Source organism: Spartinivicinus ruber (assembly GCF_011009015.1).
GTDB classification, from domain to species: domain Bacteria; phylum Pseudomonadota; class Gammaproteobacteria; order Pseudomonadales; family Zooshikellaceae; genus Spartinivicinus; species Spartinivicinus ruber.
The window spans coordinates 3,772,306-3,796,987 of record NZ_CP048878.1 but is presented as its reverse complement, the minus strand read 5'-3'; the positions used below and the strand labels follow the sequence as shown (position 1 = coordinate 3,796,987).

The following is a 24,682-nucleotide window of genomic DNA, read 5'->3' as shown; positions in this document are numbered from 1 at the left end:
AACATGATGCAAAAATATTGGAGCAGTCTACAATGCTGGATCACCGTTGTTAACCTCATTAAAAATACTTACTTATAATCAGTCTAACATTTTTTAGCATGCTTTTAGCCATATAAGATGGCTACAAAAGGTAAACACTATATGACAAGTGAAGGCTTTCAACATCCATCAGCCACGAAACGATTTACCTCGTTAGATAGTTTACGTGGGCTAGCAGTGCTGGGTATTTTGCTGATGAACATTCAATCTTTTGGACAGCATGATGCAGCCTATTTAAATCCTCATGCATTAGGTCAGTTAACGGGGGTGGATGTCTGGCTATGGAAAATTAGCTTTGTCTTGTTTAATGTAAAATTTATTAGCCTATTTGCCATGATGTTTGGAGCAGGGATTATCCTACAAACCCAGCGATTAGAAGCAAAACAAATGAATACATGGGATATACATAAATGGCGAATGTTTTGGTTGGGGGTATTTGGGTTTATCCATGGTGTATTTATTTGGAGCGGTGATATTTTACTCACCTATGCAATCAGTGGCCTATTGGTGTATTCATGTCGTCATTGGTCGGCTTTCAAATTGCTAACAGTTGGTGTTACCTTGATTTTGCTGGTATTAGGTTTAGATCATGCTACTTATATTACGCTTGAGGAATCACCAGCTGAACTGGAGGAGTGGCTCAATGCGTATTGGCAACCAACCTCTGCTGCTATTGAAGATGATCAGGCTATTTTTACTGGTGCTTATTCATTTCAGCTGATGGCTCGTTTGGATGAGCTGCTGGTTACTTACATCTATATGGGTATTTTCATTATCCCAACTGTTGTCGGATTAATGATGTTGGGTATGGTTTGCTTTAAAACAGGGGTTTTTACCGCAGAAGCCAGTAATCGTGTGTATGTTTGGTTATTTTGCCTGGCACTGCTAGTGGGGTTGCCAGTCACCTTGGGCAGCTTGCTTTATATCCAACAAGTTAACTGGGAACCAATTAGCACATTAACTGTTGGCTATTTATTACTGAATATTGCTGCTCCCTTAATGGCTTTTTGTTGGGCTGTTCCCTTGTTAATCAGCCATAAGCTAGGCAGAGTAGGTTGGCTACACCGCTATTTTATTCCAGTGGGGCAATTAGCTTTTAGTAATTACCTGTTACAGTCTTTGCTTTGTACTACATTTTTTTATGGGCTGGGTTTTTATGGCCAATTTAATTTAGCTGAATTATTTTTAGTTGTGTTGATTGTGTGGTTGATCTTGTTTATATGGTCAAACTGGTGGGTAAAAAAATTTTATTATGGCCCTGCTGAGTGGCTATGGCGAAGTTTAGTGTATAGAAAACAACAGCCATTTAAAAAAATATAACTATACTCTTCGTTGTGAGTATATAACACTGTATTTTTACACCTAAAAATGATTCAAGATAGGTATACCTAACTAGGCAATATTTGTTTGATAAAGTATCTATTGAGCTATATCAATCAATTGGTGGCAAGTTAAGACCTATAGTATAAGTGGGTTCTTTTAAAAAGTGTTTTTACAGGACAGCGTTTACAAATTGTTTACTAATGATTTATAGTAAAACCTCCTTTAAAATAATGGTTTAGAAGGAACTAAATAATGAAAATAAAAACGATGAAATTAAACGTATTAAGCTTTACTATTGCAGCCACTGCTTTGGGGTTTCAGAACGCTCATGCAACTGATGTATATTGTGTTGATCTACAGCAACAGCAGTGGCAGCAGACAGTCGATCAGTCGGGTAATCCTGTTACTGTTCAGCAAACAGCTCAAACAGGAGAGGTTAATCAACAGCAGCACACTTATGTGCAAATACCCATTCAGCAGTACCATCAAGTTTCCCAATATTGTCAGCCTGGTCAGTTCCCACAGCCAGTTAGTCAACAAAGTGGATTACCAGAAGATTTATTTTTATTGGAGCTATTGTCTGGGCAAAAAATTTTAGCACCCGGGCAAACTCAACAACATGGCCAGCGAGTAGTCTATCGTGATTTTCAAATGGTGATCAGTTTGCAGGTAAATCCAGGCAGAAGTAATCGTGCCTCGGCAGATATTAATGACAGACAAGCCCGTGAAATTAGCCGTCAACTGTATGAAGTTAACTATAAGCTCGAAAAAGTATTAAAAACAGTTTCAGAAATTGACTATACCCAACAGGATGTTATTAATCAGCTAAGTGATATCGAACACCAACTACAAAACAACTAAAAACTAGCTTACTAAAAAAACAGAGCTGTTTATCAATTTTTGGTAAGCAGCTTTTTTTGTGTTCGTTAAAAATATAAATAACCGGATAGCTACTATTAAGTAAACTATCCGGCTAGTTAATGTTTTGTAGGCTATATTAAATTAGCACCTTCTAAACATTAAACCATAACGATGGGTTAACTTACCATCGATAGTGTCAGTAGTAATTAAACCACTGCTTCTTCTTGCCCGTTTGTTGTCCACTTTAATTTCAGTTTTAATGACAACTGGTGCAGTAGCATTACAAGATGACCAAACTAGACTGCTGATGCCTAACCGGTCACTAATAGTATAGTCTTTAGAAATAGGTCCTTTAAACGTAGAACGAAGGGCAGCTTCTCTTGCGTTGCCTGCAAAGAAATAAGTCGACTTTTGCATGGCTTCAACGTTACGGTCCAGGTCCGCATAGCCACGATAGTTAACATCAGCTATTGTATAAGCATAGCCATTAGGGATTTTTAGTACGACTGTTAAATTACAGGCTTTGCGGTTTTCACGTCTAGGAATCCCTGGGCCAGCTTCAGCAATATACTCATCAAAACCTAAAACGAAAGACTTACCATCGGGGGCTACAGTGCTTGATACAGTGCCATTTGGGCAACCAGTACCGGAGCTTTGAATGCTTTTAATGGTGACTTGTGCTAAGTCTAAATGAACTGAATCATCAACGACGGTTTCAGCGGATAAGGTTGAAGATAAAGTACCAGTAGTTAGCAAACAAACAGCAGAAGCTAAAAGCGTTTTTTTTAGTTGGGTCATTGAAATCTCCATATCCCGTTTATTTTTCGGCAAGTTAGCAACCAACTGCTAATCCCAAACAAGGGTAAAACTAGTACGCATAAGCCGAAATTTAACGTTATTAATTATTATCCTGTACAGCGTACTCAGGGGTAATTGGCAGGCTAATGGTACCTAATTAAATTGCTGATTTAAACCAGTAATTATGAATTTTTTGTAATTATTTATAATGTGAGTGGTAACTATTATATTGAGTGATAATTTACTTTTATTTAAAGCTTTGCCTTTTGAGAGCAGGATATGGGGTTTAATATATAAAATTAAATTAAAGATAAAAAATAATTATTTAGCGATTATTAATAAATAATTTGACGTAATCGAGTAAATGTTTTTATGGGTGGAGAAATTAGTTAGCAATGAAATATTTAAAGTGCCCTTGTTTCAATGTTAGGGGCAATCAAGCACTTTAATTTTGACTTTTAAGTAAACATACTTCCCGTTGATGAAGATGTAAGTACTATGGTATCAATTAATGGTTTTCCTGAAAATCAAGCTAGAGAGTAATTGGTATACTATTAAACTCCTATTATTCAGGCTCAACTAATATTGAATAAAAAGCAAACGGCATGATCTGTGTTTTGTTTGTGTTATGAGCAATTTCCTCTCATATAAATTTTTTCGAAAAAAAATTTTACGTTTTCCTGAAAAGCTTGGATATAACTAATAGAGACTTTGAAAAGTTGTTGAACACAACTTAACCGTACTTGTTGTATAAGAATGGAGAAGTAATAAAAATGGTAGCGGTTATTGCTGGTGAAGGTTTAGGTTTATTTAACAATACACTGACTCAGGCAGGTGGAGCGAGTGAATTTGGCCAGGGTAAAGCGCGTATTAGCGTTAATGCCAGTACAGGTAATCTGGTTATTCAGCATCAGGACGAGTGGCTAAAAGCCAATGGTATTGATAGCCAGCTGGTACGTACTTATAACAGTCAGGGGCAGCTGAATAATCAGGCAGGGTTTTACTATTCGTTTAACCAATCGCTGCATAGTTTAACTGGCGAAGTGAATAAAGCCGGCAGTAGTATTATTCGCGTGCACAGTGATGGTCATGAAGCCCTTTATCATTATGATGAACAACGCAAGCTGTATATTAGCAGTGATGGTGCAGGGGCTCATGACAGCTTACAATTTGATAGCAGTAAGCAGCAGTGGACTTGGGTTGAAGGCAGCAGTCAGCGACAAGAGCATTATAACTGGCAACAAGGCATTGGCCGCTTAACGGCTATAGCGGATGTATTAGGTCGTTCTAGCAAAATTCAATATAACGAGGCAGGTCAGGTAGCAACGATTATTGATGCTTCCGGGCAAACCTTACGACTGGCTTACGACGATAGCCGTTTAAAGTCAGTAACCACTATTTATGATGACCCAGCTGATGATCAAGGAGAGCTGACAGCCACTCGAACTCGTTATCAATATGATGGGTTGGGTCGCCTTATAGCGGTTAATGTTGATCTTACCCCGGAAGATAATGATATTGCTGATGGTAATGTCTATACGACAGAATATCACTATACAGGCGACAGCAACCGTATTGCTTTGATTAAGCAAAGTGATCAAACCCAAATAGCCTTTGCTTATGATCCTGTTATAGAGGGCGGCAATACCCGTTATCGCATTAGTCAAGTCACTATGGGGGAAGGGGCTGATGCGCAAATTACTCGGTATGTTTATGATGATGAGGCTAAACGTACCGATATTATTAAAGTAGTTGATCAGCAAACGCAATCGGGCCAAACAACCAGTTTATGGCTTGATGAACAAGGCCGTATCAATCGTCAGCAAATGCCTGCCAATGAATCAAGTCAGCGACTGCAAATAGATTACCTTTACGATGAGGCAGATAATTTAATTGCTAAAAGCGACAGCACTGGCCGCCAATGGACGTATCGTTATGATGCTATGGGCAATCAAATTGAAGCGGTTGATCCATTAGGGCAAAAAACAACACGCAATTATTCTGCTACTCATCAACAGTTACTCAGTGAAACCCAGTATTTAACAGAACAACAAACCATTACCCGCTATTGGTTGCGGGATGAATATGGCAGAGAGCGTTTTGTTCTTGATAGCAATGGTGGAGTCACTGAAACTCGCTATCAAATACCACAACCAGCGGCTAATCAAGCAGATAAAATCATTAAGCTGACTTACCACAATGTTGCTTTTGATTTAACAACATTCAGCCAAGAGAACCCTCCAACCACTGAACAGCTGATTGCCTGGCTAAATAAGCAAGAACAATTAGGCCAGGTTAGTCGTCAAGAACAATGGTTGGATTTTCGTGGCCAAATCAGTCGTACGCTTAACTGGGAAAAGCTGACTGGGAAAACGGGGTTACAAAATGAGAGCCCTGAACTATCCACAGCCATTATTCAGCAACATATTTATGACCCATGGGGACGACTGATAAAAACGGTTGACCCTCGAAATGAAAAGCTCACTGAACAATACAGTTATGATGGTTTAGGCCGGTTATTGAGTTATACCAATAAACTGGGCCAAACCACTCAAACCGAATACTTAGATGCCCAAGCCACGGTGGTAATCACTAGTGCTTCGGGTAAACAGCACTTTTCATTATTTAATCGCTTAGGGCAGCGAATAAGCGAATGGCAGCAGGGGACGGAAGACAACTCGATCCACTATGGTCAGCAACAGTTCTTTTATAATAAGCAAGGCCGATTAAGTGCGACTATTAATCAAAGCGGCGCTATTCAACACCGGTTGTATAGTCAGCGGGGGCAATTGGCTGCAGAAATTGATGCCACAGGTGCTGTAACCCGTTATTTCTATAATCTAGCTGGGCAAAAAATTAAAACGGTACATTTGGCTCAACGTTTGACTGCTGAGCAGCTGAATCAATTAGTAGAAAAAGACCAGCAGGGTCAGATAACAGGTACTCGCACGGTTGCTATTGACCAGCTAATAAGTGAAATCAATGAGCAAGACCGTATTATCCATCAAGTGTTGGACACTAATGGCCAAATCCGTTTTAGTATTGATGGAGCAGGTTTAGTTATTGAACGGCGGTTTGATTCACTTGGCCGTGAAATAAGTCAGTGGCGTTATACTCAAGCACTTAATATAAAGACTACCCCTAATTTAAAACGACTAGAACAATGGGCTCAGGAACATCAAGCGAATGCTCAGTTAGTCAATTATCATTGGTATAATAACGCAGGCCATCGGTTAGCCAGCTTAAATGCCGAAGGGTATCTGACCGAATTCTTTTATAACGCCAGTGGTCAGCGAGTAGGCAAAACTCAGTATGCAACTAGAGCCGTCGATTTAACGGCTGGTAACCCGTTATTCCAGTTAGATAGCATTCGTCCCGCTCAACATGCCAATGATCAAACCACTTGGTTATTTTATGACAGTCTAGGCAGAGAGATTGCTCAAATTGATCCTGAAGGTTATGTCACTAGTTGGGTTTATGATGAAGTGGGGAATAAAACCCAGCAAACCCGTTATAGCGGTGCTTTAACCACTGAAACCTTAGCACGTTTAGCTGGTTGGGCTAAAAATAGCACCAAAGGCTTGTCGGGGCGTTTTGACTCAGGGGAAGATCAATTAATTGTAATGATTAATAACTTGGCCGATGGTAACGAACGGATAACTCGATATAAATACGATGCTAAAAATCGATTAATTGCTGAAACGAACCACCAAGGGTTTACTACGCATTACCAATATAATGTTCAAGGTAAATTAATCACAACCACTAAAGGCTTAGTGGTGAATGAGCAAGGAGAAGTAACTGATAATAGCCAAACCCGTATTACAGCAAAAAAATACGACAGCTTAGGCCATTTAATTAGTGAAACCAATGCTTTAGGGGGTGTTACTCAACATAGTTACGATCGTACTGGGCGACGTATTTCCACCCTGGATGCCAATGGCCACAGAAGCTGGTTTTATTATAATCGTAAAGACCAGTTGACTCATACCATTAATGCCTTAGGTGAAGTCACAGCCTGTCAATATAACGCTTTTGGTGAAAAGGTTGAGCAACGAATTTACGCTAACCAATTAGCACCGACTCAATTACCGGAATTAAACGGTGGTCTGGTTACCCAGCAATTTAATCAGCTAATAATGGCTTTAGCAGCTGAAGAAGATGTTAAAAGTCAATATTTATACGACAAAAGAGGTTTACTGAATACTCGTATTGATGGTGAAGGCTATCGTACCGAGAGCCAATATAATTTGTTTGGGCAGTTAACCCAACTAGCAAAAGCCGTTAAACAAAATCAAGCAGGTAATATTGAAACGGCCCAAGTCAGTCAGTTTAGCTACGATAAATTAGGCCAACAAATAGCTGAACATCAGTTAATCAACGGTCAATGGCAAGATGGGGAATATCGCTCGGCTGAGTTATTGACCCATCAACAAGCGTATGATGCTTTTGGCCGAGTTATTGGTAAAATCAGTCCATTAGGTCATAGCCAACAGTTTCAGTATGATCGATTGGGGCGGCAACTGCTCTCAATAGACCCTACTGGAGCGGAAAGCCATACTACTTATGATACCTTTGGCCGGGTGTTGAGCAAAACGGACTCGTTAGGCCATACCACAACATTTACCTATGTAAACCAGGGTCAAACCCTGAAAGTGACCACCCCTGAAGGGTTAATTACAGAAACCCAGCTAAATCGGCATGGGGAAAAAATTACCGTTAAAGCCCCAGACGGTAGTGAAACCCATTATCAATATAATGGGGCTGGGCAATTAATTAAAACCACGGATGCTGAAGGCCATGTCAGTAGTCAACACTATAATCAAGCAGGGCAAAAAATCAGCACCACTTCATCTATAGGCTTGGTGACTGATTTAAAATATGATCCTGCAGGACGGTTGCTAACCCGGATTGTTGATCCTAAAACAACAGAAAACCCCAATGGCCAGCAACTGACGGAAACCTTTGCTTATGATTCTCGGGGTAATAGGGTACGTCATACTGATGCGAAAGGTACAGTGACGGTTACTGAATACGACAGTAATAACCAAGTGGTAAAAACCATTATTGATCCTGAGGGTTTAGAATTAATAACCGAATATCAATATGACGGGTTAGGTAATCAAGTTAATATCAAGCAAGGGGATGCCAAGGGGTGGGTAAGAGAGACTCAGCATCAATACGATGATCAGGGACGATTAATTAAAATCATTATTGACCCCAATGGCTTAAAACTCACCACCCGCTTTACCTACAATGCTAATAACCAACTAGTGGCTAAAACCGCTGCTAATGGTGGTATAACTCGTTATTGGTATGACGAAGCGGGGCGTGAAACTATCCAGGTTAACCCTATTGGTGCTGTAGTTACCACTGAATACGACAGTAATGGCCAAAAAATCAGCCAGCGGGCATACAGTCAACCGTTAGCGGATACCACTGACTGGAGCCAGTCAGCAGATAATATAAAACAGTTACTGACTTCTTCCGTTGAGGATCGAATAAGCTATCGGCGTTATGACCAAGATGGCCGTGTGGTTGTTGAAATTGAACCCGGCGGCAAAATCACCCAATTTGCCTATAACACAGCAGGTGAAGTCAACCACACCCGGGTTTATCAAAACAATTGGCCTGCTGATAAACCGGTACCCGCAACCGCTGAATTAATTCAACAATTATCAGTAGCAATTGAATCAGATCAACAAACCATTACCACCGAAACACGAGCCTATTACAACGCGGTCGGTCAGGTACGTTTTACCATTGATGGGTTAGGTTATATTACTGAATATCAATATAACAACAATGGCCAAAAAATTGCGACAAAGCAATTTAAGCAAAATTTGGCTCAGTTAAATACTGGTAGCGGCTCATTAAGCAGTGAACAAGTAATCCAATTAACCACTGAGCAATTTGCAGAAATATTAGAAAATACTGATTCGAAAACTATACAACAATTCACTTATGATCAATTAGGAAGGGTTCAATATACGCTTGATGCTGCTGGCTTTATTACCGAGTACCACTATGATGAGCTTGGCCAGGAAATAACCCAGTTACGTTATCAAATGACTTTATCTGAAAACAATTTTGCAGCTGATAACAATGAACTAACCACAGCAACAGTGAATCAGCAACTTCAGGCTAACGCAGCACTTGCCCAAGCAAATTATCAAGTATTTGATAAAGCCGGAAGGTTGCGGTTTTTAATCAATGATCAAGGCCAGGTGACAGAACGCCGCTATAATGCAGTCGGGGAATTAATTGATACTTTACGCTACAAGCGATCGGTTCAGCTAGCGTCACACTCAACTGGGCAACCCAATGTAAATAAGCAGCCTAATTTAACGGTAGACAAAGTACAACAATTATTAAATCAGGCGCCCACTTACTTAATGGGTAAAACCCAACTGGAAACCATTAACCAACCTGCCAATCAATCCTATGAATTAATTAATCATGTCAATGTTTATGACCAACAGCCAGTAACCAATAATGCGAGCTTAAGCAGTATGTGGCTGGATAAAACCAGGGAACCCACACAACCGCATAAACTGGCAAAAACAGCCATTCATACTTGGTCTAATTTAACAGAGGAGTCTGCAAAGCTAACCATTATTAATAAAAAGCTGACGCAAAGTCCTTCGGTGGTGAATCATTTATGGAGGCAGAATCAGCCTATACGTTCAAGTTATAGAAATAAAAATGGACCCCATAGTCAGTATGTAATTTTGGTGCCAGGAGGAAAAGGTTACGCACTTAATGCAGGACATGTGAATTATAGTGATAGAACTGTAAACTCTGTTACTGTGAATTTGTTTGATAAAGATGGTCATAAGGTTAGTTCAACATCAACTCCTGTAGGAGGACAAAGTGGGTATAACTATACGAATGATGGTGATAACTATTGTAATAAGTACTGGATTACACCAAAGAATTGGGCAGGACAGGCGAATCTAATTTCTGGTGATTTGCCAGCGGGTGAGTATCGGGCGGAGGTTATTGTTACAGACAGTATTAAAGCAAGAGGTTATAAATGCAGAGAGCCTGGTGATGGTGATGGAAGATGGTCGCGGGTGACTAACCTTAATTTAGTAATAGGCACAATCTTAGAACCGACAATTATTAAATGGCCAGTATCTCAAGAACCCGAAGACACTACTGCAAAATTTTATTATCGTGAAAAAGGCTTCTCTGGGAGCTTTATAGAAAAAGTTGTGACGACCGACGGTGACCAATTAAGTGTCACCTTAAACAAAGCCGTTTTAGGTGAAATTGAATACCGGGTTGAATATGTTAATACGGCTGGTGAGGTGGTTAAACAAGCAGAAGGGATATTTTTATCAGAAGATAATCAAACCACAGAAACGGATACCATTTTTATATCGGGTGGAGAATGGGCTGAGCCGACGACTGAAGGTACTGCTTTAACTGACTATTTATCAGCTTTAGATGGCGCTGAAGTTAAACAAATAAACGCAAAAGTATTTGATGCCAATACGGGTGAGTTAGTGACTGAGGCGGTATCCCACCCAGGTTATATTTTTCAACAACAAGGTATTTATCAAGGCACGGTTAATTTAGCTATTGGTCAACCACTAGCAGATGGCCAATATACTATTGAATTGGAAATCCTGTATAAAGACACTAACCGTGCTCCCACAACGGATAAGTTTTATTATGAAATGGGTCAGCAAGCGAGCCAACGCCAGCAATTAACTTGGCAACCCACTAATCAGGCATTAGCAAATGCCGTGTCAGTAGAGTTTAATTATCGTCTTGCGAAATCAGTAGAAGAAGATAGTGAAACCGCTTGGCAAACGGTGACGGTGAATAAAGAAATCACCACAGCTGCAAACCAATTATCCGTGGAAATCCCCACCAAGCAATTAGCCTTAAATAGTAACTACGAGTTAGCCATTAATTACCGAGATCAACAAGGCCGATTAATCGGTACGGCTACTGGCCAATGGCAAGCAGGGGCTAATCAAGACCAGTTACAACTAAAGGAAATCTATAACCAACGGGTTGCAATGCAACAACAAGGGCTGGCGGCCAGAGGATTATTAGAGGCAGATAAACTCATCAATGCTTTGTCTGTCACTGCTGTTATCACCAATAGTCAAGGAGAGGTGGTTAATGGATCAGAGCCGGTAAAAACCGAGTTTATTAACCCTGCTACCCTACAAACACCAATTAATTTATGGCTAGGCGAAACGCCATTAGCTGGTGAGTATCAAATCAAGTTAACCTACCATTATCAAGATGGAACAACAACCGTTGATACTAAATCCTTAACATTGGGTAATAATACCCAGCAGTTGCCAGTGACAAAAATTGCTCTTCCACATCAAACTAGTGTTGAAAAAGTGTTATGGCGTGAGCTGGTTATTGATAATAATCAATATGCTGAGGCGAAAAGCCTTTGGCAGCCAGATATTCGTCAGCCTGATCAACTATTTGATCTTGTGAGAACTGCATTATATACATGGTCAGATCAAATTGTAGAACCTGTTAAGCTAACGTTAATAAATAAAACTTTGACGCAAAGTCCTTCAGTGGTTAATTACTTATGGAGACAAAACCAGAGTGTAAAGAATATTGGGTCAAATAGTTATCGAAATCCTAACACCAATTTGGTATTGATTCCAGGTCATAAAGGATTTGCTCTTAAGCCTGGTTATGTATCATATAATGACCGTACAATTAGCTCTATAACTATTAACTTGTACGACAGAAATGGAATACAAATAAGTACGACTGCCACCCCTGTTGGGGGAGAGTACACAGAAAGTTGGAATCAGGATGGAGATATACGTAAAAGACGACATTGGGTCACTCCTCATAACTGGTCAGGTCAAGCAAATCTTATTGGTGGTGATTTAAATCCAGGTAAATATCAGGCAAGTGTTATTGTGAGAGATAATACTCGTGTTGATGGTGACGGAAAATGGTCTCGTACTACTAACCTTGATTTAGTAATAGGCACAGTATTAGAACCTACCATTATTAATTGGCCAACAACTCAACAACCTGAAGACACCACGGTTAAATTCTATTATAAAGCAAAAGGTGCAACTAACGATTTTATAGAAAAAACAGTTAATAAAGAAAATGACCAGTTTACGGTTAGCTTAGATCAGGCTGTTTTAGGCGAGTTAGCATATAAAATTGAATACATTAATACAGCAGGTGAGGTAGTTAAGTCCGCTACGGGTACGGTATTATCTGAAGATAATAAAACAGCCAATTTTTCATCTGAATTTATTTCAGGACAACATCGGGCTGATAATACTGTAGGCACTTCAATTAAAAATTACCCCATTAATTTACCTGATGTTGAAGTTCAACAAATCAATGCCAAGGTTTATGATGTTGTTACTGGCAATTTAGTGAGTGAGGTGAATACCCATCCTACTTATATTGCGGAAGTATTAGGGCAATACCAGGGAGAAGTCAACTTATCCGTGGGTAGCCCTTTAGCTGATGGCCGTTATCGGGTTAAATTACAGGCTGAAGACAGGTCAGGTGTTGTCCATTCACTGGAACCGTTTATTTATGAAATTGGCCAACAGGATCAAAGCCTGCAAATTATTACTTGGCCTTTAGCTGATATGCCATTACCAGAAGGCGTGACCTGGCAAGCCCAAATTAAATTAGCTGATACCAATCAGGGTTGGACAACCGTTCCTGTTACTCAAGTGGGGGAAAGCTGGCAGCTTAACATTCCCAGTCAACAACTTAAACCAGGGTTACATTACCAGCTGCAAATTACTCAGTTGCAGCCATTAACTGCTTCTGAAGAAACTAGTCAGGATAATATTACCCGACAAGCCAATATCCGCTTTATTGCCGCTAATGATCAGCCTTTATCCTTGACTTTTGCTCCTATTGAAAAGGTTGAGCCGGCATGGCAAACCGCTACAGTGACCGGTGAAACTAATGCCCAGCAACTGCAGTTTATTGATCTGGCAACAGGGGACTACCAAGTAAAACTTACCTTAAAAGGCATTGGTGAAGTGAATGGCGAGCTGCAAGTCACTGACCAGGGTGCCAGTTTAATGCTGCCAGAATTAAATGCAGAAGCGAATGCCCAACATAGCCGACAGGTGCGGGATAGTGCCGGGCGGGTATTGTATAGCATTGATGCTGAAGGTTATGTGACTGAATATCAGCGTAATGGTTTAGGTCAGGCAATTAAGACGATTCAATATGCCACAGCTATTGATTTTACTGCAGCAGAATTAGTTAATAAACCATTAACTCCGCAATTAATAAAACAACAGTTAGCAGCTCAGTCAGTGTCTGACCATGCTTTGGATAACATGACGGCAGTTAACTATGATTTAGCGGGTAATAAGCAGTTAACCCAGGTTAAGGCAACGGGAGAAGCTGATCAATATTGGCAGGAAACTTATCAAAATAATGCGTTTGGTGAACGAACAAATGTTACCGATGCCAATGGTGATAGACAGTATTTTGCCTATGATCAAGCTGGACGAGTGGTGCGGGAATTAAAAGCCATTGATAAAACTAACGGCCAATTAACTGCTTATGAGTATGATAGCCAGGGACATAAAACGGCGGTTACTGAATATCTGGGCCCGGTGTCATTAGCGAATGGAGCTGGCCAGCCCATTGATGCCAATGCTGAGGCGAGAGTAACCCACTACCGTTATGATGCTAACAGCCAGTTAATCGCACAATTAGGACCAGATTTTGATAATGACCCAGCTGTTAAAATTCGCTATGAATACGACAGTAGCGGTAACCGGATTGCTCAAGTGGAATTTGCTGGAGCTGAAACTCGCCGTACAGAATGGCAATACAATACATTAAATCAAAAAATCAGTGAAACCCGTGGGGTTGGTACGGCGGTTGAAACCACTACCCGCTATCAATACGACAGTTTAGGTAATTTAACTGCAACCATTGATCCAAGAGGAATTGAATTAACGGAAACCAATTCTAATTGGGCCAAAGCAGAACGGATGCGGTTAGGCTATGGGGATAAATTAGCGGCTCAACTCACCGAACAAGAAATAACAACACTACTTGGGCAATATACCAAAACCGCCCAGTGGGATAGTACTGGTAATCAAGTTCGGCAAATTGATGCAGCGGGTAATACAATACGCAGCCAATATGATGCGGCGGGTAATTTAATTAAAGCCATTGATGGCCGGGGTTTTATTCGCCATTTTTATTATGACAATAATAATCGGTTAATGTTAGAAATTGATAGCGAAGGCTATGCCACAGAAACCCGTTATAATGCTAATAATAAAGTCACTGCACAAATTCGTTATCAAGCCAGTTTAAAAGACCAGCGTTTTGATGAATTTAGTGACCCGCAACAGCTGATTCAACAGTTACAAGCTAAGGGCATTCATCATCAAACCCTATACCGTTATGATAATTTAGATCGCCTGATTACCAAAGGGGATGGCCAATTTGAGGAGCGTTATCAATATGATGGGGTAGGCAACCGGATTGCCGTCACGGATAAAAATGGCCACACCACGCGCTATGAATTTAATGCGGTTGGCCAACAGACCAAAATGATTACCCCAGAAGTCAGGGTAGTGAATGCCAAAGGAGAAGTCATTAATCAACAGTTAGTGACTGAATATCACTTTGATGGTTTTGGCAGAAAAGTTCGTCAGGTAGAGGCAGCTAATACCGATCAAGTGCGTACCACAGAATATGTGTATGATGCCCACGATCGAGTGTTGGAAGAAATCCAGCAGGCACGTTGGGTGGGGGGCGAACTGTCGGGTGCTGAAGAAAAACCTGTGATCAAGCGCCGCTATGACTCAGCGGGGCAGTTATTATCAGAAACCGATGGGGCTGGTAATACCACTTACCATTATTACGATGCGTTGGGTCGGGAAGTGGCTACGGTTAGTCCGCTAATGGTATTAACCAAATACGTTTATGACAGTGCAGGCAATAAAATCGCTCAGCGGGTTTATGATCAACCATTGACAGAGCAGGTTACTGTAGACGTTAAACCACAGGCGGCGGCAGATGCAACCTATAGGGAAACCCACTTTCGTTTTAATGGACTGAACCAGCAAGTTGCTACCCTTAGTCAACAAGCCTTGTTTTTCAAAGAGGGGGCTACCTTACCGGGTCAGCAAATGACCAAGCAGCTGTATGATGCTAATGGTAACTTGGTAAAAGCCATCGATGGTAACGGTAATACCCAATACCGGTTTTATGATGGACGTAACCTGCCGGTGATCAGTGTGGATGCAACAGGTTATGTGGTTAAAAGCCGTTATGACAGTGCTGGCAATATTATTGAGCAAACCCAATATGCAGAGCTTTTACCAACCACTTTCTTTAGTAAGGAAATATCTGAATATACAACTGTTGCGGAACTAACTGCTCAGCTTAAACCATCAGCGCAAGACCGTATTACCCAGTATCGTTATGATGCGTTAAATAGAAAAGTAGAAGAACGGGTATTAAATGTGGCTTATGGTCAGGTCAATGATCAGGGCCAGTTTAATCAGGGTAAAGCTACCGCAGTGACACGTTATGAATACGATGGGTTAGGTCATGTCACGGCTATTTATAAAGGCGGTGAAAGCTCTCAAGATGGGGAAAATACTACAGGTGAGGTTTTACCTGGTGGTGAAACCAGTTTGCTGCAGTATGATGCTTTAGGCCGACAAACGTTAGTACGTCAGGCGACTTACTTAAATGAAAAAGGTCAGTCGGTAGCCCCCACCGAAACCCAATATTATGATGGGTTGGGTAATGTGGCTATTAAAGTAAAAGAAGCCGCTGATGGTAAAGCGCTGGATTATCACCTTAGCGATCAAGACCAGGTAGAACGTTTTGAATATGATGCAGCTGGGTTATTGCGAAGAACCAGTAACCCCACTCATGCAGAAGTTCGTTATGACTATAATCTGGCGGGTCAGATCATTACTAAGCATGAATTACGCACTCAGTTTGAAGATGGTGTGACCCCAATTGCCACTTACTATGAATATGACCAGTTAGGCCGTGAAATTGCGAAGCAGGATGCAGTCGGTGACCGTTATGAAACAGTTTATAACAGTCATGGTGAAATTATTGAAAAACGGGTTAACGGTAAACAACACCAGTTTTATCAATATGATCAGCTGGGTCGACTCACGCTAACCAATGAAGGTAACGGCACCCCTCGGTTTTTTGGTTATGACCAAAATGGCAATGTGACGTTAGAAGTAGCTGCCGCTAATGAAAATTTAACCATTGATAGCCTGCAAGATTTATTTAATCAACAAAAGCCAATTCAGGAGTTGGCCGATTTATCAGTAACCGTAAATCGTTATGATGCCCGTAATCAATTAACCGCCGTCATTAAACCAGAAATCAGCACTGAGCATTTTGCAGAAGAACTTGGTGAAAATACTGAAATTATTCCTGGCAAACCCTTCCAGCGAGGTGGCGCTTTTATTGAAGGGGGTGAACAATTCAATATCAGCTTCACCTTACATGCTCGTGGTCGCAGAAGCAATTGGCCACAGGTGCATTATAATTTATACCCGGTGAATTTTAGCTGGCAAGGCTTGGATGGCTATCAGGGTAACTTGAAAGTGGACTGGCAGAGCGGTTTTAAGAGTGGCCATGGGGGGAGTAAAACGTTTTCGGCTAATAATGGCATGGGGGCTATTCAGTTAGCCGGCGGTGGTGTATCACGTCGTGCCAGTGCCACGAGTATTTTTAATGATGGTTTAACTTATAAATTAAAGGTATCAAGGCAAAATGATGCCAGTGACTGGAGCACTTTGTTAGATACTCGTGGCCGTTATCAATGGGAAGGGGTTGCTCCCTCTCCGGGTGGTGGTGGCACCGATGTGCAGGTAAAAAGTCACCAATTACCGAGGCGCTTAGTATTAACTGATCAACCGCGAGATGCCTCGCGAGTAAGGCTTTATTATCGACCTGCGACAGGTGTTGACTATGGTAGCCAAGAATATCAAGAGGAAAACTACAACCCCGCTTTATATACTCACTATATTGATGGTGCGTTAGCCAAACGAACCGGCAGTAATAGCCGCTGGGTGTTGGATTTATCCCATGCTCCTGGCATGGAAAAAGGCAGGGATTACGAATATTACTATGAGGTATTAGATAGCAAAGGCCGTTTGGCTAACCGAGGTGAAGGCCAGATTGATTATAATGGCACTGACAATACCACCGTTAGTCACCACCATACGGGACGGCCGAAAGTGGTACATAAAACTCTCGGGTATATTTTAAGTAATACCAGTCAGCTCACCCAACATGCGGTGCATAAAAAGCAGCGCTTTAATGCGTTTGGTGAAATAGCGGCAACCACCGATGGACGAGGTAACACCACCCACTTTGAGTACAGCAGTTTAGGTAAGCTGACATTAAAACAAGACCCGGAAGTCAGTGCTACCCATAGCAATGGGTTTATTGAAAAGCTCAACCCGCAAACCCAATTTCATTATGATTTATTGGGTCGTCAGGTAGGCACCACCGATGCCAATGGCCACACCAATACTCAACGTTGGGTAGCGGATAAAGTGTTAGGGGAATACCATGCGGATGGTGGACAAAAAACCTATCAATACGATGGTTTTGGCAATAAATTGGCAGAAACCAATGAAATTGGTCAAACCACTCGCTATCAATACGATAAATCCGGTAATTTAATTAAGTTGGATCGTGTGGGTGATAACGATGAACGGTATGAATATGATGAAACGGGGCAGCGAATAGCCCGATTTATCAATCGTTTTAATGAACATGGGGAGATGCTGAAGGAAACCTACCAATATGATGGAGTCGGTCGGGTTATTCAGCATGTCAGTTTTGGTGGTAAAGCAACCCGGTATAATTATCATTTTCAGGGCAATATTGGCAGTGCGGTTTATAATCCGGTTGAAGATCAATATACAACAGATGACACCCAAGCCGTGGGTGGCTGGGTAAAAATCACTACCAACCCGGATGGTAAAACCTTAATTGATCATCACGATTTATTTGGCCGAATTCGGTACCACCAGGATATGGGGGGCCGCAAAACCTGGTATGACTATAACCAGGCCGGTTGGTTAATCAATCAACGGGGTGATACGGTTATTGGTAATGATAAAAAATTTGACCAGGAAATTCATTATAGCTATTACAAAGATGGCTATATTAAAGCCATTGCCGATCATGGCATTGGCAGTTTGGCTGAATTTAAATACGATGAAAATGGTAATTTAATTTTTGAAGGTTATCGAATCCAAAATCCTTACAACGGTTATGCAGAAGAATATACCCAGCGCAGCCGGGTTAGCTATGATGCCTTAAACCGCATTAGTCGTATAATTGATGACAAATACGATGTGCGTTATGAATACGATTCGGTAGGAAATCGCCGGCGGGTATTTAGTCGTTATTTACAAGTCAATGGCCATTTAGATAGCCAGGACTTTTGGTATGACTATGACAGCATGAACCGGTTTGTGATCACCCAAGGTCAATTAAACGGTAATCGTGCTAAAACCAAGGAAGCTACCAGCAGTCAGGTGGTGCGTGGTACTACGGGTTATGATATCACTTATAATTCAATTGGTCAGCGAATCAGCGCCACCAAAGGTAAGGTAAAAGAAACCTATACCTATGGTAGTGATGGCTTTTTGGAGCAAACGTTTATTAATTTAGATATTAATCAAACCCAAGGAATTGGCCAGCTAAGAGCTAAGCGGGTTAATGATGCTATCGGCAATACCCTGGAATATGTAGAGTATTCGGCCAGTGGTGCGGTTACACGACATCTGGTGAATCAATACAATAGTGATAACCAGAAAACCCAGCAAACCAAAAAGCATGATGACAATAAATATACCCAGTATTTTTATGATGACGCGGGTAATATGAGTTATAGCCAAGATTATGGCGATAGCACTAATATTAAAACCACTTATGCTTATGAGTACTGGGATAATTACAAACGTAAAGAAATCAAAGTAAAAGCCACCACTGATCAAAAACTGGCGTATAAGTGGCAGCCTGGTTTTTCACAGTTTGAATATGATGTTAATGGCCATACCGTGCGGGCATTGGATGATTATAATGCACGACACTTTGATTATATTGCCAACCATAAAGGACAAATCTTACGTCGGATTGAAAAAGGCGAAGGTTATGTAAAAACCCACCAGTTTTATTTTATTAATGGTGTGGGGATTGGTGATGTTGGTGATGATGGCCCCAGTTATACTGATTACGCCACGCAATTGGCGGTTAATCAAGGTCAGCAACGGGTGCCTGATCGGATTACCCCAGTATACAGTGCTGATTTTGATGCTAACTATATTCCTATATCAGAAAATTATCCGGCACAAACCCCCGGTAGTTATACCATCCAAAAAGGCGACACCTTACAGTCTATTGCCTTAGCCTTATGGGGAGATAGCAGCCTGTGGTTCTTACTGGCGGATGCCAATGGCCTCGACCCAACGGAATCATTAAAAGCGGGCATGGTATTAACTGTGCCGAATAAAGTCACCAATATTCATAATAACAGCAACACCTTTAGGCCCTATGATCCTGGTATTGCCTTGGGTGATGTTGGCCCCACCTTGCCCGATGCGCCACCACCACCTGGGGTAAATGGCGGCTGTGGTGCTGCAGGCTTTATTATCATGATTGTGGTTGTGGCTGTTGCAATCTGGACTGGGGGGGCTGCCCTAAGTTTGGTTAATAATCCAGGCTTTTGGGCGTATGTTGGAGCAGGAGCAGCCGGTGCAGCAGCTGGTAATGCAGCTGGGCAATTAGCTGGCATGGCACTGGGTGTACAAGACAGTTTTAGTTTTAGCCAAGTGGCCAAAGCAGGTTTGCAAGGTGCGGTAAGTGCTGGCATAACCCAAGGGCTATCGGCAGGGATAGATGGTCTTGCTGCAGGTGAATCATTAGGCAGCATCAGTTGGATAAAATCGGCAGCAGCCAGTGTAAGCAGTACATTCAAGCAATACCAAGGTCTACAACAAGCCGTGGGTAGTGTATTAAATCAAGCGGTGGGTAAAGCGGTTGGCTGGCAAGATAAAATCAACTGGCAAGGCGTTGCGGCCTCGGGTGTGGCTGGTGCAGTAAAAAATCACTTTGATATAAACCCAAGCCAAGAAAATCCAGGGAGTCCTGATCATATCAATGCGGTATTAATCGACCAAGGGGTTGCAGCTGTCGTCTATGGCAAAGACTTTAATTGGCAAAATGCTGCAGCTAATGTGATTGGAACGGGGATTGGGGTTGGGATTGCTCAGCAGTATTCAATTGGAAGGGAGCCGACACGACAAGGACGGTTAGAAATAGAAGTAACTGATCAAGATGTAGAGGATGTAATTGCGAATATTGGAAAACCAAGTGCAGAAAAATCTTTACAAGCTGGTCTAGCATTGGCGTTGAATAAGGGAGTGTATAGTGATGGTATAAAAGTAGCTGGTGCTAACACATTGTCATTTGAGCAAATACAGGCCGCTGCTGCAAAAGATGACAGAATTCAATTAGTCAATGGCGAATGGATGTTGGTTAATGATGAATATACACCTTTTATTGACCCAACGCTTGAAGAGCTACAAAGTCGCTACTTGGCTTATAGAAATAGTCAATTCTCTCAGTCAAGTAAAAATGCTGAGCCTTTTAGGAAGGGGGCTTTTAGAGCAATAGATGAAGCTGTTTCTCCTTGGACAGATGTTTTTAAAACATTATTTTTTAATCCACAACTAGCCTTTGAAACAGTTATAAATACACCTTATTGGTTGGCTAGTCAGGCATATGGTGCCTGGCAAGGAACAGCGAGTCGCTTACAACTTTACGTTGATACGAATGGAGATGCTTTAAAAGACGACTATCTAACAGGAATGAACTACCTGTCAGGTTTGTCAGAAGGTGCATATGTTGGTGCAATTACAGGGGATGGCTATCAATTTACCAGTAATGCATTGGAGTTAGGTGGAATACTCGGGTTAGGGTATTCTGGAAGAGCATTAACGACAACTCGTGTCTTACCAGATAACCGATATGCTGGAGAATTTAGCAATCTAGACTTTATCAATAGTAGTGTAGAGAGCACGTTTGGATTTAGGTTTCAAACTCCGTATGAGTTTCAAGCTGGCACTTTTAATATGGGATTTGATCCCACGAAGTTTAGAAGTCCATTTACAAGTAGTATAGATGTTAATGACTACCTGGATGTTCAAGATAGCATTGGAGCATTGGAGCATTTAGAGCTGGATATTCCAACTCCAATTGGGTTGGCCCCTGCTGCATATATTGCTCCAATAGAAGTTAGGTCTCTAAATGAGCTACTTCCAAACGGCCGAATACCAACTGTAAGGCAAGGATTTAATGAATGGTTCGACGGTTTATCTGTTGAAGAGCTAAGATTGATAACATCAGATACTAAACGATATGATGATGTTGCTGATAGGATTAGAAATGGTGGCTCTAAACATGAGTGGCTAATGGTTCGTGAAATGGAAAAAGTTAAATCATGGGGAGTGCCGATGGATGAAGTACATCGATTTACAACTAATACATTAGACTTGAAGTGGAAACATCCATTAACTGGAGCACCAGGTGCTCATACTGTTATTGTTAATGGAAGAAAGCAGAGTGGCCCAGGTTCAAAAGCATTTCATATTCAACTCCAAAAGTTAATACAACAAAGTGAAACTTTGGATGATTATAATAAAGGAGTGACTCAGCTACGTGATCTTTGGTCAATTGACCCTATGTTACTTCCAAGTCTCCCTAAAGCAAAACGGTAGAATTTAATATGAGTTTAGATCTTATTAGTGATTGGTTAGATTTTTGTGATGGGTCTAAAAACTTTGATCCCAGCCACTTTTATACTTTATTTATGGAGGATATTAGTACTTCCGACATAAATAGAATTTATTTTAAATATCCTCAAGCTAAAAATTTAACATCTAGGCTTAATAGGATTAAAAACAGCCAATCTACTAATACTCCCTGTATTAAAGAAAGAGTAAAAACTATAACAGAATTAGTATTAAGTGATATAAAAGAAAAGCTACGTGTATGTGAATCATGTGGTGATAAAGAGCTTGAATCTATCTTAAATAGTGCTGCTGATATACAGCTTGTAAATCAAAATGATTACTTTAAATTTAAAGATGCTGAAGATGCATGGCCTATGAAAGAAGTAATGATTTTACTTGGTGATCATTTTAGGGAGTCTATGGGTGAGTATTCAAAAATGGAGTCAGCTTTGATAGAAGCCTGTTATGGTACAACAAACGATTATAACTTAGTTTGGTATTTATTAGCACCTCTAGCAAATACTACCTATAACACAGAGTATTATGCAGAGCTTTGGGAACTTGGAGCTGAATATTTTTTATCAGAAAAGAAAATATACATATGGGATAGGTTAGCTTAGATGGTGTCCCCTTGGTAAGCGTGCGTACTTTATAAATTCTTGGTAGTCTAACAAAGCACGCACACTAGCTGAGGGGACACGTTGGTTCTGCAAGGGTGTTGTGGCTTAATAAATTTGTACACCTAACTGTATGGTATCATCCCACCATTGATAGAGGTACAAACATTGAAAAAGCCGAATTATTCAACAGAATTTAAAGTTGATTCAGCTAACCTGGTCATTTACCAAGGTTACAGTGCCAAAGAAGCCGCAGAAGCAGTGGGTGTCAGTGAGTCGGCCATTCGCAAATGGGTAAATAAACTCCAACAAGAAAAACAGGGCATTACACCAAAAGGAAAAGCGCTGACGTCTGAACAGCAACATATTCATGCTTTAGAAGCAAAGATTAAACGTCTGGAACGGGAAAAAGATATACTAAAAAAAGCTACCGCTCTCTTAGTGTCGGACTCCACCAAACCGTCAATATGATTGGTTCTTTAAGAGAGCATTATAAAATCACGGAGCTCTGTCGAGTGTTTAATATTCCTCGTAGCACCTATAACTATAGGGTTAAACAGTCAAATGCAGTGAACCCTGAAAGAGAGCGTTTAAAAGCAAAATTATTTGCATACGCAAAGATGCTGAGGGGTTATAAATTAATAGAATTATGAATGCTGTAACAAGAGAAAATGCTTGAAGTCGGGAAATCTACACTAGATGATTTAGTAATTGACTTTATTTCTTTGTTGGATGAAAAATACATTCCTAATCCAATGTTGAAACAAGAGTTTGATTTTTTCCAGTTTGTTATAGAAACATATGATTTAAAAGGGGCTGGTCAATGGATAGCTGATTTGATAGTTGAATCAGATCCTTTAGAAGCTTCTTTGATGCAAAAATTTTCGGCATCTGGAGAGAGTATTCTTGAGTGGGAGGTTGGTGTTTTGCTTAGCAAGGCTAGGGAAAAACTTGGAATTAATTATGAATGGCAAGAGCAAAATTATGGTAAAAAATAAATAGATATAAGGTTGTGATCAGTAGAATATCACTTTGTTGCTCACTTAGCTGTAAGTAAGGTGGGAGAAATTTAGATGTTGAGTTAATGAGGCTTGTTGCAGACTATATAATCTTGAATCCGGAGAGCTGTATAAAAGAGCCTTGTATGAATAAGCTAGATTTTCAGACAGTTGCAGTGAGTGAAAAGCCCTTAAAACTTATTTAGTATGCCAATAGCTCGCAGGAATCGCCATAGTTTCCTTGCTCATAAGTGGGTTTTTAATAATAAAGGTTAATCGTTTGTCCATATCGGCTTGTTTGAAAATGGCGGTTATGCTGGGGTGTTGGGAAAAGTGCTGCATAAAGCTGCCATCTTTATAAGATTCTTTTAGGCCTTTGGTCAGTGCTTTGGCAATTTCTGGCTGGTTGGGGCTGACGAAAAAAAATAATGCAAAAGGGTATACCAGCATAATTTTAGTTTCTACTGTGATATAAGGATGGTTAGGTTTATGTACTTTGACTTCCTTCCATGCTTCATTTACACCTCGAGGGAAGTAATCGACTCTGCCGCCTTTATTAATGATATTGAAGATATTTTTATATTTACCTGCTACTGTTTTAAGCCCTGCAGCTTCCAATATTGCTATATCAGACCAACCAATTCCTTGAATTGCTTGCATGTTTTTCAAATCATTTACCGTTTTGATGTTATTAAAACGAGGTTGGTCGCGCTGATTAATAATAAAAACTCTATGGCCTAGCAGGCCTCGGAGGAGGGGGATGCGAACAGGGATTAACTGCTTTTCCAATTGGCTGGAAGTACCCATCCAATACACATTAACTTCTTTGCCTGCTTTTAACATCAGCTTTAAACGTTCTTGGGTAGCATCATGGGTTTTTTTGATAATTTTGTATTGATAACCTGATTTGGCTAAAGCCAACTCCAGTAAGCGATATTGATAGCCAAATGCTTCTTCACGGTAAGGTAAAACAGGTACTTTGATTTCAAGGGATGCAGCATTAATTAAGCTGGCTGTCAGGCAACCAGCCATGAATATGAAAAAGCAATGTTTGTAGACCAGCAGGCCTCTGCTATTAAGCATACTTATATTTTATGTAGCCTCTTGGGTTCTAAAAAGTATAGTGAGACTAATTTAATATTTCTAAAGCATTTTAGAAGAGAGAGTCGTTTTGCCTTAACTAGCGTGTATCGATGGGTGTAGTGGTTGGTGAGCGAAAGGGTTAATTGTATTGATTAAAAAA

At 40.7% G+C, this 24,682-nt stretch carries 8 protein-coding genes; 6 read left to right on the top strand and 2 right to left on the bottom strand.

Annotated elements, in window-relative coordinates; genetic code table 11:
* The first annotated feature begins 141 nt into the window (after positions 1-141).
* Both G4Y78_RS17245 and G4Y78_RS17240 read left to right on the top strand, forming a co-directional pair.
* Positions 142-1,359, top strand: coding sequence for a DUF418 domain-containing protein (locus tag G4Y78_RS17245; protein ID WP_163834202.1), 1,218 nt, complete (start codon positions 142-144; stop codon positions 1,357-1,359).
* Between the two features lie 255 nt (positions 1,360-1,614).
* On the top strand, positions 1,615-2,223 hold the full coding sequence (locus tag G4Y78_RS17240; RefSeq protein WP_163834201.1) for a hypothetical protein: 609 nt from the start codon (positions 1,615-1,617) through the stop codon (positions 2,221-2,223).
* Positions 2,224-2,364: 141 nt separating this feature from the next.
* On the opposite strand, the gene G4Y78_RS17235 is transcribed toward G4Y78_RS17240, so the two are convergent.
* Positions 2,365-3,021 carry a DUF4360 domain-containing protein gene (locus G4Y78_RS17235; protein ID WP_163834200.1) on the bottom strand — a complete coding sequence of 219 codons (657 nt, stop codon included), beginning with the start codon at positions 3,019-3,021 and terminating at the stop codon, positions 2,365-2,367.
* Between the two features lie 773 nt (positions 3,022-3,794).
* Here G4Y78_RS17235 and G4Y78_RS17230 point away from each other — a divergent pair.
* From G4Y78_RS17230 to G4Y78_RS17215, 4 genes are all read left to right on the top strand, one after another.
* Positions 3,795-21,809, top strand: coding sequence for a LysM peptidoglycan-binding domain-containing protein (locus tag G4Y78_RS17230; RefSeq protein WP_163834199.1), 18,015 nt, complete (start codon positions 3,795-3,797; stop codon positions 21,807-21,809).
* Positions 21,810-21,817: 8 nt separating this feature from the next.
* The gene (locus G4Y78_RS17225; RefSeq protein ID WP_163834198.1) at positions 21,818-22,444 is read left to right on the top strand and encodes a hypothetical protein; all 627 of its coding nucleotides are present in this window, start codon (positions 21,818-21,820) and stop codon (positions 22,442-22,444) included.
* Positions 22,445-22,609: 165 nt separating this feature from the next.
* Complete coding sequence (locus G4Y78_RS17220; RefSeq protein ID WP_163834197.1) at positions 22,610-22,912, top strand: transposase; 303 nt, start codon at positions 22,610-22,612, stop codon at positions 22,910-22,912.
* 200 nt (positions 22,913-23,112) lie between these two features.
* Positions 23,113-23,439 carry a hypothetical protein gene (locus G4Y78_RS17215; RefSeq protein WP_163834196.1) on the top strand — a complete coding sequence of 109 codons (327 nt, stop codon included), beginning with the start codon at positions 23,113-23,115 and terminating at the stop codon, positions 23,437-23,439.
* Between the two features lie 198 nt (positions 23,440-23,637).
* Here G4Y78_RS17215 and G4Y78_RS17210 read toward each other — a convergent pair whose 3' ends face one another.
* A complete protein-coding gene (locus G4Y78_RS17210; RefSeq protein ID WP_163834195.1) occupies positions 23,638-24,471 on the bottom strand; it encodes a hypothetical protein in 834 nt (277 codons plus the stop codon).
* Positions 24,472-24,682: the final 211 nt, after the last annotated feature.